Source organism: Sinomonas sp. R1AF57 (assembly GCF_002224485.1).
GTDB classification, from domain to species: Bacteria; Actinomycetota; Actinomycetes; order Actinomycetales; family Micrococcaceae; genus Sinomonas; species Sinomonas flava.
On record NZ_CP022463.1, the window covers coordinates 22,206 to 37,452 of the forward strand.

The window sequence follows — 15,247 nt, forward strand, 5'->3', positions numbered from 1 at the left end:
CGCGGGTTTCGGTCAATGCCCCGCGCTGTAGCGCGCGGTTTCGTCCAGAAGGAGGGGTGCCGCCCTGACAGGCCCAAAAGCCCAGCCCCCGTCCCAAACATGAACACTCACACTGTGGGCCGGGCTGTGAGTATTAACCTCGCGCCCCCACGCTTCACCCCGTGTTCACGCCTCCTGTGTCCGCCGTCCTACGGCGAACGGACGACGAGGTGCTTCACTAGTACCTATGACTACAACGCTGAATGCTGGCATCGATGACCAGCTCGCAACGATCGAGCGCAAGCTCATCGCCCTCGACGTCGACGGAACCCTCGTCGACCACTACGGCCACATGTCCCCGGCCATCCGGGAGGTGGGCGGCGCCGTCGTGGGTGCCGGCCACGAGGTGGTCGTCGCCACCGGCCGCTCCCTCGGGGCGACCCTGCCCATCGTCGAACTGCTCGGCGTGGACCGCGGATACGCCGTCTGCAGCAACGGCGGCGTCACCGTCCAGATCCACGCCGGGGCCAACGGCGGCTACACCGTGATCGACCGCCGCTCCTTCGACCCGGCCCCGGTCCTCAAGGCCCTCCGCCGGCGGCTGCCGAACGCCAAGTACGCCCTCGAGGACATCGAGGGCAACTTCCTCTCGACCGAGCGCTTCCAGGACGCGAGCTTCGGCGTCGAGGCCCGCGGCGTGTCCTTCCGCGAGCTGCTCGAGGCCGAGGCCGTGCGCCTCGTCGTGTTCTCGACCGACTCGACCGCGGAGGAGTTCGGGGAGGCCGTCGAGTCCATCGGCCTGCACGGCGTCACCTACTCCGTCGGCTGGACCGCCTGGCTCGACATCGCCGCCCACGGCGTGACCAAGGCCAGCGGGCTCGAGCATGTCCGCCAGCTCGTCGGGATCGGGCGCGAGCACACGGTCGCGATCGGCGACGGCCGCAACGACATCGAGATGCTCCAGTGGGCCGGCCGCGGCGTCGCCATGGGCCAGGCCCCCGACGAGGTCAAGGTCGCCGCCAACGAGGTCACCTCGACCGTCGAGGAGGACGGCGCAGCCGTGATCCTCCGCTCGCTGGTCTAGGCGCCCCCCACGCACGACGGCGCGTGGTCGCCGTCGCGGGGTCGCGTGCCCAGGGCACGGGGTTGGGCCCCGGATGGTCCGGTCTCACTTCCCCGACGCCGCGTCGAGGAGGCCCAGGAGCCGCGCGGCCGCGGGACGTGCCGCCCATTCCTCCGCCCAGTGCGCCCGCGCGACGGCCTTCGACACGGCCTGGGTCGTGATCCCGAGCGCCTCGGCGACGGCCTTCTGCTGGCCGCGGACGCCCGGGGTGAGCAGGTCCAGGACGCGCCACTCCGCGAGAGTGCGCTTCGCGACGGTGAGGCCGACCAGCCTGAGCACTCCCTCGGCGTCGTGCGCGAGGCCCGCATCGGGTCCCTCGACGGCGATCGCCGCCGCGTCCCCGCCCGACTGAGCCCGCTCGACGGCCCGCCGCGAGTACACGAGCGAGGGGCCGCGGGCATCCGCGACGCCCAGCGGCAGCGGCTCGTCGACCGCACCCACACCGATCCCCACGTTCCACCGGACCTCCCCGCACGCGTCGGGGCGGAGCGCCACGAGGGCCGCCTCGACCGCCGAGGAGGCGTCGGCGAAGACGGCCTGCGCCTCGTCGCCCACGGTCCGGTCGAACGGCACCTCGGGGCGCAGCCGGGCGAGCGCCTTGAGCAGCGCGGGGACCCTGTCCCCGGCCTGCCGGTCGCGCTGGTTGATCGTGACCGTGAACATGGCGGCCAGCCTAGCGGCGGCGCCAGTCCACGTCGGGGAGGCTCAGCCGCTGCGGCGCTGTGCGCGTGCCGCGGCGCGTGCGGCGACCCGCGCTTCCCGCTCGGCGACGCGGGGGTCGGGGACCGGCGGCATTCCCCGCTCGATGCCCGCACGCAGGTCGCGGGTCGAGTACCGCTCCGACCAGTCGCCCGCCATGGAGCCCGAGAAGATGCCGATCACCGTGATGACGGCGTAGAGGGGGACGAAGCTCCACAGCACCGCACGCCAGCCTCCGCGCCACACGCCCGGGCGGGACCCGTCGTCGAGCCTCACCGCGCGGAAGCCGCCCGCGTGGTCGCCGAGCGCTCCGACGCTGCCGGACACCATCCCGTACGCGAAGACCAGGGCGAACCAGACGAGGGCGGCAACCGCTGCCGCCGTCCCGCCCGAGACGGAGGAGCGCCCGAGCGCGGCGAGCACCGGGACGAGCACCGCGGCAGCGACCGCGACGACGACCGCGCCGTCCAGCACCCGGCACCAGAAGACCCGGGGGGCGGGGGCAGCCGCGAACTGCTCCCCGGAGGCCGCGACCACGCGGATCTCGCGCCCGGTGGCGGCATCGACAAGTCCTGTGCGCGCTCGTGTCGTCATGCGGCCGGGGCAGCGGTCAGGCCGGCGAGGAGGCCCTCAAGCGTGTCCGCGGAGACGTCGCGGAGCTCGACGGCGTCGGCGGGCTCGGCCACACCGTCGCCGCCGCGCGGCGTCAGCAGCGTCACGGCCGTCGAGGACGTGTAGACGCTCAATGACTGGTCCGGCCCGTGTGCGGCGAGCGCCGTCACGGTCGTGGCGGCGCGCGTGTCCGCGAGCCGTTCGCCGGCCTGCGCCTCGAACTGGGCCTGGTCGAGCAGGACGGGCTCACTGTCGCCCGCGGCGATCCCGTCGGGGTCCACGAATCCGGCGAGCCACGGCCCGATGCCGGCGGCGGTGAACACCCGGAACGCGTGCAGGCCGGACTCGTCGACCTCCTCGGCGAGCACCCCGCCGTCGTGCACGTACGCATAGATCCAGCGGCGGCCGGTGGAGACCTGCCGCTCGAGGCGCACGAGCCGCTCCGCGGTGCGGCGCAGCGTGAGCAGGCCCGTATGCTCGACGCCGGCCTCGAGCCGGCGCGGCGTCGGGTCGCCCTCGGCGTGGACCGGGTACGCGATGCCCTTGGCGAGCAGCCCGCGCAGGGCGACGGCGGCAGCGGCCTCCCGGTCGACCCCCTCCGCGGCGAGCCACGGCAGTTCGACGAGCTGCTCCCGGGCCGGCCCGTCGAGCGCCACGATCTCCTCGTCGGTGAGCGTCGGCAGCTCACGGCCCGCGTCTGTGGCCGAGCCGAGGACCGCGGCAGCCGAGCGCACGTCCCTCTCGGTCCAGGTGATCTGTGCCTGCGTCATCCGAAGAGCCCTCCCACGAAGTCCTTTGCGGCGCCCGCAGCATCGGACACCCCGTCCACCACACTATCGACGGTGTCCGCGACAGCGTCCTTGGCCTCCCCGAAGCCGTCCGCGATCGTCCCGCCGACATCGCCGGCGAAGCTGCTGATGGAATCCCAGTTGTCGTAGACGAGGTTCCCCACGGTCCACCCCGCGGCGACGAGGCCCGCGCCGATCACCACGGGGGCGCCGATCGGCCCCAGCAGCGCTGCGCCGCCGGCCGTCGCGAGCATCATCGACCCCACGCCGCCCACCGCGGAGAGCCCGCCGGCAACCCGGTCGCCGGTGCCGCGCCACCCCTCGTGGGACGGGCTGATGACATCGTGGATGCCCCCCGCCACGGCGAACGGCCCGGCGATCGCCCCCGCCCAGCGCAGCGACTGGGAGAACCTGCTCGCGTTCTCGAAGGCCTCGCTGTAGGGCACCCCGGCACGCATGGCCTGGTAGACGTCGGAAAGTCCGTCGCCGCTGCGGATCCCGCGGATGCCGTCCCGCACGAGCTCGCCGACGTCGGCCCAGCTCGTGAAGAGGCTCTTCGTGTCCTTCCAGGCATCGAGGCCCAGGCGGCCGGCGTTGATCGCGTTCCACGCGGCGGAGCCGAACGCCTTGACCCCGCCTGCGGTCTCGTACACGTCGTACAGGACGCCGAGGGCGCTCGGAGCGCCAGCGGCCAGCGCCCCGGTCGAGGCCTCTGAAGTCTGCTCCTGTGCGTCGGCGTTGGCGAGCAGGGTCCGGGAGGCCTCCTGGAGCTGGCGGGACACGGCCAGGAGCGCCGGCCGGTGCAGGCGGCTCCACTGCTGCTTGAACTGCTCGGCGTCGTTGCCGCGCCACACGTCCAGCCGGCCCAGGACCACGCTGAGCTCCTGTCCGCGGCTGCCGAGTTCCTTCGACGCCTTCCCGAACTGCAGCGCCAGCGCGCGCAGCTCCTCGACGTTCGCCCCAGCTCGGATCGTCACCGTTCCCCCTTCGTCTGGGCGCTCCGGGCGCCCACTGGCTCGTGGACAGCCTAGGAGACGGGAACGAGAGGGGGCGATGGGGACCACTCCCCATCGCCCCTCACGGACTGCTCGCAGGCCGGCTCAGCCGCCTGCCGCCGGGCTCAGTGGCCCTGCTGCTCGAAGCGCTTGATGGAGGCCTCGAGCTCCGCCTCCGCGGCGGCGCGGTCCGCCCAGCCGGCGGGCTTGACCCACTTGCCCGGCTCGAGGTCCTTGTAGCGCGTGAAGAAATGCTCGATCTCCTTGATCAGGAAGTCGTCGAGGTCCGAGGCCTCCTGAATGTGGTCGAACCGCTTGTCCGCCGGCACGCACACGAGCTTCGCGTCCCCGCCGGACTCGTCTTCCATGTTGAAGATCGCGATCGGGCGGGCCTCCATGACGATGCCGGGGAAGAGGTCCACGTCCGGGTACCAGACGAGGGCGTCGAGCGGGTCGCCGTCCTCGCCGAGGGTGTCGTCGAAGAACCCGTAGTGGGTCGGGTACTGCATGGAGGTGAAGAGGACGCGGTCGAGGCGCACGCGCCCGGTCTCGTGGTCCACCTCGTACTTCACGCGGGAGCCGCGCGGGATCTCGATCGTCACATCGTGCTTCATGGGTGCTCCTTGCATGGCCCGCCTGCGGGGCCGGGTCGCGTCGGTCACGGCAGCCGGCACGGGCAAGCCCGGGGGCCCGTCCGCGGCGGCGACTACGATGAAGGATATCTGCCCCGGGGCTGCCCACCCCCAGCCGGGACCGTAAGAGAACCCCGAGGACCGACACACATGAGCACGCAACGCGGACCCCGCGCGCCCCTGACCGGGCTGTGGGCCCCTCTCGCCGCAGCGGTCGCGCTCGCGGTGGCCGTCGCCGTCGTGCTCGTGGCCACCGGGCTCGCGACCGATGCGCGGTCCGCGCTCTTCCCCGCCCCGACGCCCACCGCCACGGCCCCGGGGTGGCTCGCGCCGCCGTCGTCCGCGCCAGCCGTCGTGGGCGCCACGCCCCTGTCCACGTCGGCCCCGGTTCCCGAGGCCGATCGGCTCGCCCGCGACCTCGCGCCCCGGCTCGCGCTGGGCACCGGAAGCATCGGCGGGACCGTGCTCGACGCCGCCACCGGCCGCGTCCTCTTCAGCCAGGCCGGCGGGGACGGGCGCGTCCCGGCGTCCAACCTCAAGCTCCTCACGGCGGCGGCCGTGCTCACCTCCCTGGGGCCCGACGCGCGGCTCCGCACCCGCGCCGTCCGCCCCGATGCAGGCACCGTCGTCCTCGCCGGCGGCGGCGATGCGATGCTCGCCGCGGGCTCGTCCCAGCCCGACGCCGTCATGGGCCGCGCCGGCCTGGCGACGCTCGCCGCGGACACCGCGAAGGCGCTCGCTCCGGCTGCCGGGGCCGCGCACGACGACGCCGCCTCGCCTCAGCCGGCTCCCTCGCCGCCGCGGACCGTCACCGTCCGGCTCGACGACACCCTCTTCACTGGCCCGGCCCTGAGCCCGGCGTGGGACCCGGCCGATGTGGCCGCCGGGGAGATCGCGCCCGTGTACGCCCTCGCCCTCAACGGGGCCCGTACGGCCCCGGGCGCCGCCGGCCCGCGGCCCCAGGACACGGCGCTCGACGCCGCGAACGCCTTCCGGGACGCGCTCGCGGCCGCCCTCGCGGGCACCGGCGTGACGGTCGTCGCCGACGTCAGCCGCGTGGCGGCGCCCGTGGAGGGGCAGGAGTTGGCCGCTGTCGAGAGCGCACCGCTCGGGGAGCAGGTCGACTACATGCTGCGTGAGTCGGACAACTACCTCGCGGAGGTCCTCGCCCGCCTCGCCGCGCACGCACAGGGCGGTCCGGCGGCCAACGAGGGCGCCGTCGCGGCCCTGCGCTCCGCGGCAGTGCAGGTGCTGGGGACTGCGGACGGCCTCGAGATCGCCGACGCCTGCGGCCTCTCCCTCGGCAACCGGATCAGCCCGACGGCCCTCGCAACCCTCGTGCGCGAGATGGCCGCGGGGTCGGACGAGCGGCTCCGGGCCGCCCTCGGCGGCTTCCCCGTGGCCGCGCTCGACGGGACCCTCGGCTCGCGGTTCGCCGGGAGCGCGGCGGCCGGGGCCGGCGTCGTGCGGGCGAAGACCGGAACGCTGAACACGGTGGCCGCGCTGAGCGGGTACGCCGTCGACGCCGACGGGCGCCTCCTGGTGTTCTCCTTCGTGGCGAACGGCCTGGATCCGGGGCGCCGCGGAGAGGCCGTTCAGGCTCTCGACGGCGCCGCCGCAGCCCTCGCGGCATGCGGCTGCCGATAACGGCGGGCGGAAGCCGCGCCCCGGCCCGCACAGCGGAGGGACAGCAGCATGTGGTCGAATGGAGGCATGGATGCCTCGCAGATGGCCAGCCAACTGATCAACTGGGATCTCGCTGCGTCAACCGCGGCGCGCCTGGCGCCCCCCGGGCCGGCGCTGTCGCCGGCTGAGGCGCGCGACGTCGTCGAGAGCCTGCGGCGCCTGGCCGATGCCTCGGTCGCCCACGTCCACCGCATCACCGGGCTCGACGTCGCCGCGGACCTGCGCGACTCCCAGCTGCTGATCGTGGACCGCGCCTCGTGGGCAAAGGCCAACACGCAGGGCTTCGAGGTCATGATGGACCCGGTCCTGACGCACCTCGTCGAGAAGCGCGCGAGCGAGCTGACCCCCACCGCGGCGAAGGTCGGCGGGGCGATCACGGGCGCCCAGCTCGGCCTCATCCTCGCCTACCTCTCGAGCCGGGTGCTCGGGCAGTACGAGCCGTTCTCGGCCCTCGCGCCCGGCTCCACGGTCCCGCCGGCCGGGCGGCTGCTGCTGGTCGCGCCCAACATCGTCCACATCGAGCGCGAGCTCGTGCTCGAGCCCGAGGACTTCCGGCTCTGGGTGTGCCTCCACGAGCAGACGCACCGCGTCCAGTTCGCCGCAGCCCCGTGGCTGCGCGGCCACATGACGGAGCAGATCGGGCAGCTGAGCGAGAGCCTCGTGGGCAACATGGACTCCCTCATGGAACGCGCGACGGCGGTTGCCAAGTCCCTGCGCGACCGCACCGGGAGCGCCTCGGACCTCCCGAGCAAGGGTGCCATCCTCGACCTGCTCCAGGACCCCGCCGAGCGCGCCGCGATCTCCCACCTGACGGCGGTCATGAGCCTGCTCGAGGGGCACGCGAACGTCGTCATGGACGCGATCGACGCCTCGGTGGTGCCCACCGTCAAGACCATCCGGCAGCGGTTCCAGCAGCGCAACGAGAACCGCGGCCCGCTCGAGACGTTCATCCGCCGGCTCCTCGGGCTCGAGGCCAAGATGCGCCAGTACACGGACGGGCAGAAGTTCGTGCGGCACGTCGTCGACGCGGTCGGGATGGCGGGCTTCAACCGCGTGTGGGAGGGCCCCGAGAACCTCCCGACCGAGGAGGAGATCCACGCCCCGGAGACCTGGGTCTCCCGCATGGGCCTGTGACCGCCGGGGACTCCGGAAGCGCCTCCGGTCCGGCCCTCGACCCGGCCCGCGACACCGCCTCGCCCACCCGGCGCCGCCTCCACCCCGCCGTCGGCGCCGCCCGGAACGCCGTGAAGGCCGCGCTCGCGGAGGCCGGCTGGCCCCGCCGCGTGCTCGTCGGCTGTTCCGGCGGCCCGGACTCGCTCGCCCTCGCGGCCGCGGTCGCCCACTTCGCCCGCCGCGGCGGGGTGTCGGGCCACCCGCTCGAGGCCGGCGCCGTCGTCGTCGACCACCAGCTGCAGGAGGGCTCCGGGGAGGTCGCGCGCACGACGGCGGGTGTGCTGGGCGAGCTTGGACTCGCGCCGGTGCGGGTGGTCGCCGTGGACGTCCAGCGCCGGGGCGAGGGACCCGAGGCCGCTGCGCGCGCCGCGCGGCTCGCGGCCCTCGAGGCCGAAGCGGACAGATGGGGCGCAGGCGCGCTGCTGCTCGGGCACACGCTGGACGACCAGGCCGAGCAGGTGCTCCTCGGACTGGCACGGGGGTCAGGGCCCCGGGCCCTCGCGGGCATGCGCCGGGTGCGCGGGCTGTACGTCCGGCCCTTCCTCACGCTGCGCCGCGCCGACACGCTCGACGTGTGTGTCGCCGAGGGCCTCGAGCCGTGGTTCGACCCGACGAACGAGGACCCACGGTTCATGCGTTCGCGGGTCCGCGCGGCGACGATGCCGTTCCTCGAGGCCGAGCTCGGGCCCGGCGTCGCGGAGGGGCTTGCCCGCACCGCCGCGCTGCTGGCCGCCGATGCGGACTACCTCGACGGCGAGGCCCAGCGGATCTACGCCGCCCTCGCCGAGGTCACCCCTTCTGGCGCCGAGGTCACCCCTTCTGGCCCCGAGGTCACCCCTCGCGGCAGGGACCTGACCCCTCATCGCGGGGGCGGACGCGCCGTCGTCCTTCCCGGCCCCGAGCTGCGGGCCCTGCCCCAAGCGCTCCGCAGCCGCGTGATCGCGCTCGCGGTGACCGAGCTGGGAGGCCAGCTCACCTTCGAGCGGCTCGCCGCCGTCGAGCGCCTCCTCGAGCCCCGCGGCTCGGCAGGGCCGGTCGAGGTCCCGGGGCACGTGAGCGCGTTCCGGCAGCCCAGGGGCGGCACCGGCAAGGGCGCGGGGCACCGCGGGGGGCTAGTCTTGGTATCGCATCGCTGACCCAGCACCGCGTCACGCCCCAGCAGGCAGGCACACGCTCGACCACAGGAGCCGCAGGTGGAATCGACCGACGTCCACGCAGACCTCAAGCACGTCCTCAAGACGAAGGAGGAGATCCAGAACCGCATCGCCGAGCTCGCCGCCGAGATCGACCGCGACTACGACGGCCGGGACCTCCTCATCGTCGGAGTCCTCAAGGGCGCCGTCATGGTCATGGCGGACCTGGCGAGGGCCCTGCACTCGCACGTGACGATGGACTGGATGGCGGTCTCGTCCTACGGTTCCGGCACGCAGTCCTCCGGCGTGGTGCGGATCCTCAAGGACCTCGACACGGACCTCATGGGCAAGCACGTCCTCATCGTCGAGGACATCATCGACTCGGGCCTGACCCTCTCGTGGCTCAAGACCAACCTCGAGTCGCGCGGAACGGCGTCGGTCGAGATCTGCACGGCGTTCCGCAAGCCCGACGCCGCCAAGGTCAGCATCGATGTCAAGTACGTGGGCTTCGACATCCCGAACGAGTTCGTGGTGGGCTACGGCCTCGACTACGCCGAGAAGTACCGCAACCTCGACTTCGTGGGCACGCTCGCGCCCCACGTCTACGAGTAGGTCGCGCAGACCTCGGTCACTCCGACGCCGGTGGGCAGCGGCGCACGACGCCGCGCGGCGGGTTTCGCCGTCAGCGCACCGGTGCGGGGGGAACTTTTGGAGTGAACCGTGCGTGAACGTTTCCGAACGGTGTCATGCTGGTGGCCACAGCCTTCGCGCATGACGGTACCGGTGCACTACAGAAGGGACGGGGTCTAGCCCCGATTTCATGAACGTCAAGAGCTTCGTCAAGGGTCCCGGAATCTGGATCGTTGTGGTCGTCGTCCTGCTCCTGCTGGCCTTCGGAACGCTGGCCCCGGGCGGAAGCACACGCGTCGACACCTCGGTCGGTCTTCAGCTCCTCAAGGACGGCAAGGCCGAGCAGGCCAAGATCTTCAACGGCGAAGAGCGCGTCGACCTCGTCCTGAAGGACGACTATGTGGTCGATGGCCAGGACAAGGGGAAGAACGTCCAGTTCTTCTTCATCACCCAGCGCGGCGACGACGTCATCAAGGCCGTCAACGACGCCAACCTGTCCAAGGGCTACACGGACCAGCCGGTCGAGAACAACTGGTTCGGCTCCGTCCTGTCCCTCCTGATCCCGGTCCTGCTCCTCGGAGCGGTGTTCTGGTTCCTGCTCTCGCGCATGCAGGGCGGCGGCAGCCAGGTCATGAAGTTCGGCAAGTCCCGGGCCAAGATGATCACCAAGGCCATGCCGCAGGTGACCTTCGCCGATGTCGCCGGTGCCGATGAGGCTGTCGAGGAGCTGCACGAGATCAAGGAGTTCCTCCAGGAGCCGGGCAAGTTCCAGGCGGTGGGCGCGAAGATCCCCAAAGGCGTGCTGCTCTACGGCCCTCCTGGGACGGGCAAGACCCTCCTGGCGCGCGCCGTCGCCGGTGAGGCGGGCGTCCCCTTCTTCTCGATCTCGGGCTCGGACTTCGTCGAGATGTTCGTCGGCGTCGGTGCGTCCCGTGTCCGCGACCTGTTCGAGCAGGCCAAGGCGAACGCCCCGGCCATCGTGTTCGTCGACGAGATCGACGCCGTGGGCCGCCACCGCGGCGCCGGGATCGGCGGCGGCAACGACGAGCGCGAGCAGACCCTGAACCAGCTCCTGGTCGAGATGGACGGCTTCGACGTCAAGACGAACGTCATCCTCATCGCGGCGACGAACCGGCCCGACGTCCTGGACCCCGCGCTCCTCCGCCCGGGCCGCTTCGACCGCCAGATCCCGGTCGAGGCGCCGGACCTGCTGGGCCGCGAGCAGATCCTCTCGGTCCATGCCAAGGGCAAGCCCATGGCCTCCAACGTGGACCTGAAGGCCGTCGCGAAGAAGACCCCCGGCTACACGGGCGCCGACCTCGCGAACGTCCTGAACGAGGCCGCGCTCCTCACGGCGCGCTCGAACGCGCAGCTCATCGACGACCGGGCCCTCGACGAGGCCATCGACCGCGTCATGGCAGGGCCGCAGAAGCGCTCCCGCGTGATGAAGGACCTCGAGCGCAAGATCACGGCGTACCACGAGGGCGGCCACGCCCTCGTTGCCGCGGCCCTGCGCAACTCCGCGCCGGTCACGAAGATCACCATCCTCCCGCGCGGACGCGCCCTCGGCTACACCATGGTGGTCCCCGAGGAGGACAAGTACTCGATCACCCGCAACGAGCTCCTCGACCAGCTCGCCTACGCCATGGGCGGCCGCGTCGCCGAGGAGATCGTGTTCCACGACCCGTCCACGGGTGCCTCGAACGACATCGAGAAGGCCACCTCCACGGCGCGGAAGATGGTCACCCAGTACGGCATGAGCGAGCGCGTCGGCGCCGTGAAGCTCGGCCAGGGCGGCGGTGAGCCGTTCCTGGGCCGCGACGCGGCCCACGAGCGGAACTACTCCGACCAGGTCGCGTACATCGTGGACGAGGAGGTGCGCCGGCTCATGGACCAGGCGCACGACGAGGCGTACGACATCCTCACCGAGAACCGCGATGTCCTGGACCGCCTTGCCCTGGCTCTCCTCGAGCACGAGACGCTCAACCAGAAGGAGATCGCGGAGATCTTCACGGACGTGCGCAAGCGCGACTTCCGCGAGGTGTGGCTCTCCAAGGAGTCCCGCCCGGTGCAGAACATCCCGCCAGTGGAGACCGAGGCCGAGCGCAAGGCGCGCGAGGCCCAGGAGGAGGCGGCGAACGCCCGGCGCGAGGAGCCCCTCGACGTCGGCCAGGCCCACCACCCCCATGGCGAGCAGGAGTTCGCTCCCGGCAGCGAGGGCGTGTGACGGCCGTCGCCTCGCCATTTCGCCCGCACCGCTAGGATCGATCCGTGACCCACATTGACGACGACGATGTTTTCGAGCTGCCTGCGGAAGTCCAGGACGTGGACCTGCCCCGCATCGAGGCGGCCGTGCGGGAGATCCTGCTCGCCGTCGGCGAGGACCCGGACCGCAGCGGGCTGAAGGACACCCCGAAGCGGGTCGCGAAGGCCTACGCCGAGACGTTCGCTGGCCTCCACATGGACCCCGAGGACGTCCTGGGGGTCACGTTCGACCTCGACCACGAGGAGCTCGTGCTCGTGAAGGACATCCCGTTCTACTCGACGTGCGAGCACCACCTCGTGCCGTTCCACGGTGTCGCCCACGTGGGCTACATCCCCTCCCATGACGGGCGCGTGACCGGACTGAGCAAGCTTGCGCGCCTCGTCGACATCTACGCGCGCCGGCCCCAGGTCCAGGAGCGGCTCACGACCCAGGTGGCGGACGCCATCGTCCACCACCTCAAGCCCCGCGGCGTGATCGTCGTGATCTCGTGCGAGCACATGTGCATGTCCATGCGCGGCGTGCGCAAGCCCGGCGCTCACACCGTCACGAGCGCCGTCCGCGGCCAGCTGCACGACCCAGCTACCCGCGCCGAAGCCATGAGCCTCATTCTCGGAAGGTGAGTACGATGATGGACTCTCTCGCAGCAGCGCCCGGAACCGGGCCCAATACCTCCCCCCTTCCCGTGCTGCGCCAGGCGCGCGCCCGGGCCACGTTCGCGGGCCTCCCCAGCGACCGCACGGTGGTCATGGGGATCCTCAACGTCACCCCCGACTCGTTCAGCGACGGCGGGGACTACGCCACCGCCGACACCGCCATCGCCGCCGGGCTGCGCATGTACTACGCGGGCGCAGACATCATCGATGTCGGCGGCGAGTCGACGCGCCCCGGCGCGGACGAGGTCCCCGAGGACCTCGAGCAGGAGCGCGTCCTGCCCGTGGTCGCTGCCCTCGCGAAGGCGGGCGCCCTCGTGTCGGTGGACACGCGCCGGGCCACCACGGCCGCGAAGGCGATCGAGGCCGGCGCGGCGATCATCAACGACGTCTCGGGGCTGGCCCTCACCGACGAGATGATCTCGCTCGTCGCCGAGACCGGCGTGCACTACGTCCTCATGCACAGCCGTGGCGACTCGAAGAGCATGGACGGACTGGCCGCCTACGGCGACGTGGTCGAGGAGGTCATCGCGGAGATGAAGGCGCTGCGCGACCGTCTGCGCGCGGGCGGGGTCAAGGACGAGCAGATCATCGTGGACCCGGGTCTGGGCTTCTCGAAGAACGGCGAGCAGAACTGGGAGCTCGTGAAGCACATCGATCGCTTCACGGAATTCGGCCACCCCGTGCTCGTGGCGGCCTCCCGCAAGCGCTTCATCGGGGAGCTGCTCACGACCGCCGGGAAGGCTGCGCCGCCGAAGCTGCGGGACGCTGGCACTGCCGCGATCACCGTCCTCTCCGCGGCCGCCGGGGCGTGGGGCGTGCGCGTGCACGACGTCGCGGCGAACCTCGACGCCGTCAAGGTCGCCGCCCGGGCGAAGGCCTAGGCGGAGTGGACGGAGGGCCGGTGGCCGGCAGCGTGCGCGTTCGCCCGGACCTGATCACGCTCACGGGTGTGACGGCGACCGGGCACCACGGCGTGCTCGACTTCGAGCGCCGCGACGGGCAGCCGTTCGTCGTCGACGCCGTCCTGCACACGGACTTCAGCGCGGCGGCCGGCAGCGACGAGCTCGCCCGGACCACGAGCTACGCCGAGGTTGCCGAGCGGATCGTGGCCGTCCTCGAGGGCGAGCCGGTGGACCTCATCGAGACGCTCGCGGTGCGGCTCGCCGACACCCTCCTCGGCGAGTTCCCGGTCGACGCCGTCGAACTCACTGTGCACAAGCCGCAGGCCCCCATCGGGGTGCCCTTCGGCGACGTGTCCGTGACCGTCTTCCGGGAGCGTTGACATGGCTGGGGAGCGGCACGAATGGGTCCGGTCCGTCCTGGCCCTCGGCAGCAATCTCGGTGCACGGGCAGAGACGCTCGCGGAGGCCGTCGCGGACCTCGTCGACCGGCCTGAGGTGCGGCTCGTGGATGTCTCGCCGGTGGTCCAGACGAAGCCCGTCGGCGGACCGGAGGGCCAGCCGGACTTCCTCAACATGGTCATGATCGTCGAGACGCGCCTCAGCCCGTACGAGCTGCTCGAGCACTGCCACGCCGTCGAGGCCAAGCACCACCGCACGCGCGAGGTCCACTGGGGTCCGCGCACCCTTGATGTCGACATCATCACGTACGGGGACGTCAGGCTCGACGACCCCGAGCTGACCATCCCGCACCCGCGGGCCGGCGAGCGGGCGTTCGTGCTCTTCCCCTGGGTCACGATCGAGCCCACGGCGATCCTCGACGGGCACCCGATCGTCGAGCTGCTCGAGGACTGCGCCGACGCGGAGGGCGTGGAGGGATTCGACGTGCTCACGGATCAGGAGACGACATGACTCCCCTCAAGCCGTGGGTGCTCAGCATTGTCGTCCTGCTCGCCGGGATCGTGGGGCTCGCGGTCAACGCCTACGCGCAGCGCGCCTCCATGCCGACTCCCGTGCTTCCCCTCAGCGCACTGGCTTCGATGGGGGTCATCGCCGTCGTGACGCTCGTGCTGGGATTCCGCGTGCTGCGGTGGCGGACGGGGCACCGCAAGCGGATGCTCGACCCGATCTTCGCCGCCCGCACCCTCGTCCTCGGCCATGCCTGCGCCTACGCGGGCGCCGTCCTGCTGGGCTGGCACGCGGGCGTGATCGCGGACCAGATCCCGATCCTGACCTCCCGCTCGGACAATCCCATCGTCCTGCAGGCCCTCGGGATGATGGCAGGCGGCGTCGTGATGGTCACCATCGGCTTCATCGTCGAGCGATTCTGCCGCATCCCGCCCGAGGACGGCGACGACGCGGAGGGCACCCCCGGCGGAGACATCGCGGGCGGCGGCCGTGCCCCGGACGCGGAGGGTGGTCTTGCCTGACCCATCCGGCCCAGAGGCGCACTGGCCCGCCGGGCGGCGGCGCGCCCTCGATCCCGACGGGATCGAGTGGAGGCGGCTCGACCCGAAGTACCTGACGCTCCGGCTCGCCGCAGCCGCGATCTCCGCGACTGTCTGGACCGCCCTCGCCTGCGCGCCCCTCGCGGCCGGCGCCCTGGGCCTGTTCACGCCTCCGGCCTGGCTCGCCGTCGGGCTTCCGGCGGCGGTCGCGGCGGCGGCCCTGGCCAACCTGGCGCTCATTCCCCGGAGGGTCCGCGCCATGGGGTACTCCGAGCGGGAGGACGACCTGCTCATCCGCCACGGGCTCCTCGTCCGCCGCGTCGTCGTCGTGCCGTACGGGCGGATGCAGTACGTCGACGTCTCGGTCGGCCCGATCGAGGGCGCCCTCGGGCTCGCGACAGTGAAGCTCCATACCGCGGCCCCCGCTGGGCAGTCGACGGTGCCCATCCCCGGCCTGCCCGACGCCGAGGCGGCGCGGCTCCGGGAGCAGCTGAGCGCGCGCGGCGAGGCGCGCCTGGCAGGACTCTGACC

17 protein-coding genes are annotated in these 15,247 nt (G+C 72.4%); 12 read left to right on the forward strand and 5 right to left on the reverse strand.

The genetic code is table 11. The features are described 5' to 3' along the window. The first annotated feature begins 226 nt into the window (after positions 1 to 226). Complete coding sequence (locus tag CGQ25_RS00105) at positions 227 to 1,063, forward strand: HAD family hydrolase (RefSeq protein WP_208711218.1); 837 nt, start codon at positions 227 to 229, stop codon at positions 1,061 to 1,063. Positions 1,064 to 1,147: 84 nt separating this feature from the next. Here the strand turns inward: CGQ25_RS00105 and CGQ25_RS00110 are convergent, their stop codons facing one another. The 5 genes from CGQ25_RS00110 to CGQ25_RS00130 form a co-directional block, all read right to left on the reverse strand. Next, positions 1,148 to 1,765, reverse strand: a complete 618-nt coding sequence (locus CGQ25_RS00110) for a MarR family transcriptional regulator (protein WP_208711219.1) — start codon at positions 1,763 to 1,765, stop codon at positions 1,148 to 1,150. Between the two features lie 42 nt (positions 1,766 to 1,807). Continuing rightward, complete coding sequence (locus CGQ25_RS00115; protein ID WP_208711220.1) at positions 1,808 to 2,395, reverse strand: RDD family protein; 588 nt, start codon at positions 2,393 to 2,395, stop codon at positions 1,808 to 1,810. After that, the gene (locus CGQ25_RS00120; protein ID WP_208711221.1) at positions 2,392 to 3,183 is read right to left on the reverse strand and encodes a hypothetical protein; all 792 of its coding nucleotides are present in this window, start codon (positions 3,181 to 3,183) and stop codon (positions 2,392 to 2,394) included. The genes CGQ25_RS00115 and CGQ25_RS00120 overlap by 4 nt, the downstream gene beginning before the upstream one ends. Beyond that, on the reverse strand, positions 3,180 to 4,178 hold the full coding sequence (locus CGQ25_RS00125) for a WXG100 family type VII secretion target (protein ID WP_208711222.1): 999 nt from the start codon (positions 4,176 to 4,178) through the stop codon (positions 3,180 to 3,182). Before CGQ25_RS00125 ends, CGQ25_RS00120 begins: the two co-directional genes overlap by 4 nt. A gap of 143 nt (positions 4,179 to 4,321) precedes the next feature. Beyond that, complete coding sequence (locus CGQ25_RS00130; protein WP_208711223.1) at positions 4,322 to 4,810, reverse strand: inorganic diphosphatase; 489 nt, start codon at positions 4,808 to 4,810, stop codon at positions 4,322 to 4,324. A 168-nt stretch (positions 4,811 to 4,978) separates the two neighbouring features. Between CGQ25_RS00130 and dacB the strand changes: the two genes are divergently transcribed. The 11 genes from dacB to CGQ25_RS00185 all read left to right on the forward strand — a co-directional run bounded on the left by dacB (position 4,979) and on the right by CGQ25_RS00185 (position 15,245). Then, positions 4,979 to 6,475: a D-alanyl-D-alanine carboxypeptidase/D-alanyl-D-alanine-endopeptidase gene (dacB, locus tag CGQ25_RS00135; protein ID WP_208711224.1), complete on the forward strand. Its 1,497-nt coding sequence runs from the start codon at positions 4,979 to 4,981 to the stop codon at positions 6,473 to 6,475. A 66-nt stretch (positions 6,476 to 6,541) separates the two neighbouring features. After that, positions 6,542 to 7,648 carry a zinc-dependent metalloprotease gene (locus CGQ25_RS00140; protein ID WP_208711225.1) on the forward strand — a complete coding sequence of 369 codons (1,107 nt, stop codon included), beginning with the start codon at positions 6,542 to 6,544 and terminating at the stop codon, positions 7,646 to 7,648. Between the two features lie 110 nt (positions 7,649 to 7,758). After that, entirely contained in the window at positions 7,759 to 8,823 is a 1,065-nt protein-coding gene (gene tilS, locus CGQ25_RS00145; RefSeq protein ID WP_208712771.1) for a tRNA lysidine(34) synthetase TilS, read from the forward strand. 57 nt (positions 8,824 to 8,880) lie between these two features. Next, the gene (gene hpt, locus CGQ25_RS00150) at positions 8,881 to 9,432 is read left to right on the forward strand and encodes a hypoxanthine phosphoribosyltransferase (protein ID WP_208711226.1); all 552 of its coding nucleotides are present in this window, start codon (positions 8,881 to 8,883) and stop codon (positions 9,430 to 9,432) included. 208 nt (positions 9,433 to 9,640) lie between these two features. Further along, positions 9,641 to 11,677, forward strand: coding sequence for an ATP-dependent zinc metalloprotease FtsH (gene ftsH, locus CGQ25_RS00155; protein WP_208711227.1), 2,037 nt, complete (start codon positions 9,641 to 9,643; stop codon positions 11,675 to 11,677). Between the two features lie 44 nt (positions 11,678 to 11,721). Next, entirely contained in the window at positions 11,722 to 12,336 is a 615-nt protein-coding gene (gene folE, locus CGQ25_RS00160) for a GTP cyclohydrolase I FolE (protein ID WP_255405456.1), read from the forward strand. An 8-nt stretch (positions 12,337 to 12,344) separates the two neighbouring features. After that, complete coding sequence (gene folP / locus CGQ25_RS00165; protein WP_208712773.1) at positions 12,345 to 13,250, forward strand: dihydropteroate synthase; 906 nt, start codon at positions 12,345 to 12,347, stop codon at positions 13,248 to 13,250. Between the two features lie 20 nt (positions 13,251 to 13,270). Next, entirely contained in the window at positions 13,271 to 13,651 is a 381-nt protein-coding gene (gene folB, locus CGQ25_RS00170; RefSeq protein ID WP_255405457.1) for a dihydroneopterin aldolase, read from the forward strand. A gap of 1 nt (position 13,652) precedes the next feature. Continuing rightward, complete coding sequence (gene folK, locus CGQ25_RS00175) at positions 13,653 to 14,180, forward strand: 2-amino-4-hydroxy-6-hydroxymethyldihydropteridine diphosphokinase (RefSeq protein ID WP_208711228.1); 528 nt, start codon at positions 13,653 to 13,655, stop codon at positions 14,178 to 14,180. Further along, on the forward strand, positions 14,177 to 14,698 hold the full coding sequence (locus tag CGQ25_RS00180) for a DUF3180 domain-containing protein (RefSeq protein ID WP_208711229.1): 522 nt from the start codon (positions 14,177 to 14,179) through the stop codon (positions 14,696 to 14,698). Before folK ends, CGQ25_RS00180 begins: the two co-directional genes overlap by 4 nt. After that, entirely contained in the window at positions 14,691 to 15,245 is a 555-nt protein-coding gene (locus CGQ25_RS00185; RefSeq protein WP_208711230.1) for a PH domain-containing protein, read from the forward strand. Before CGQ25_RS00180 ends, CGQ25_RS00185 begins: the two co-directional genes overlap by 8 nt. Positions 15,246 to 15,247 lie beyond the last annotated feature (2 nt).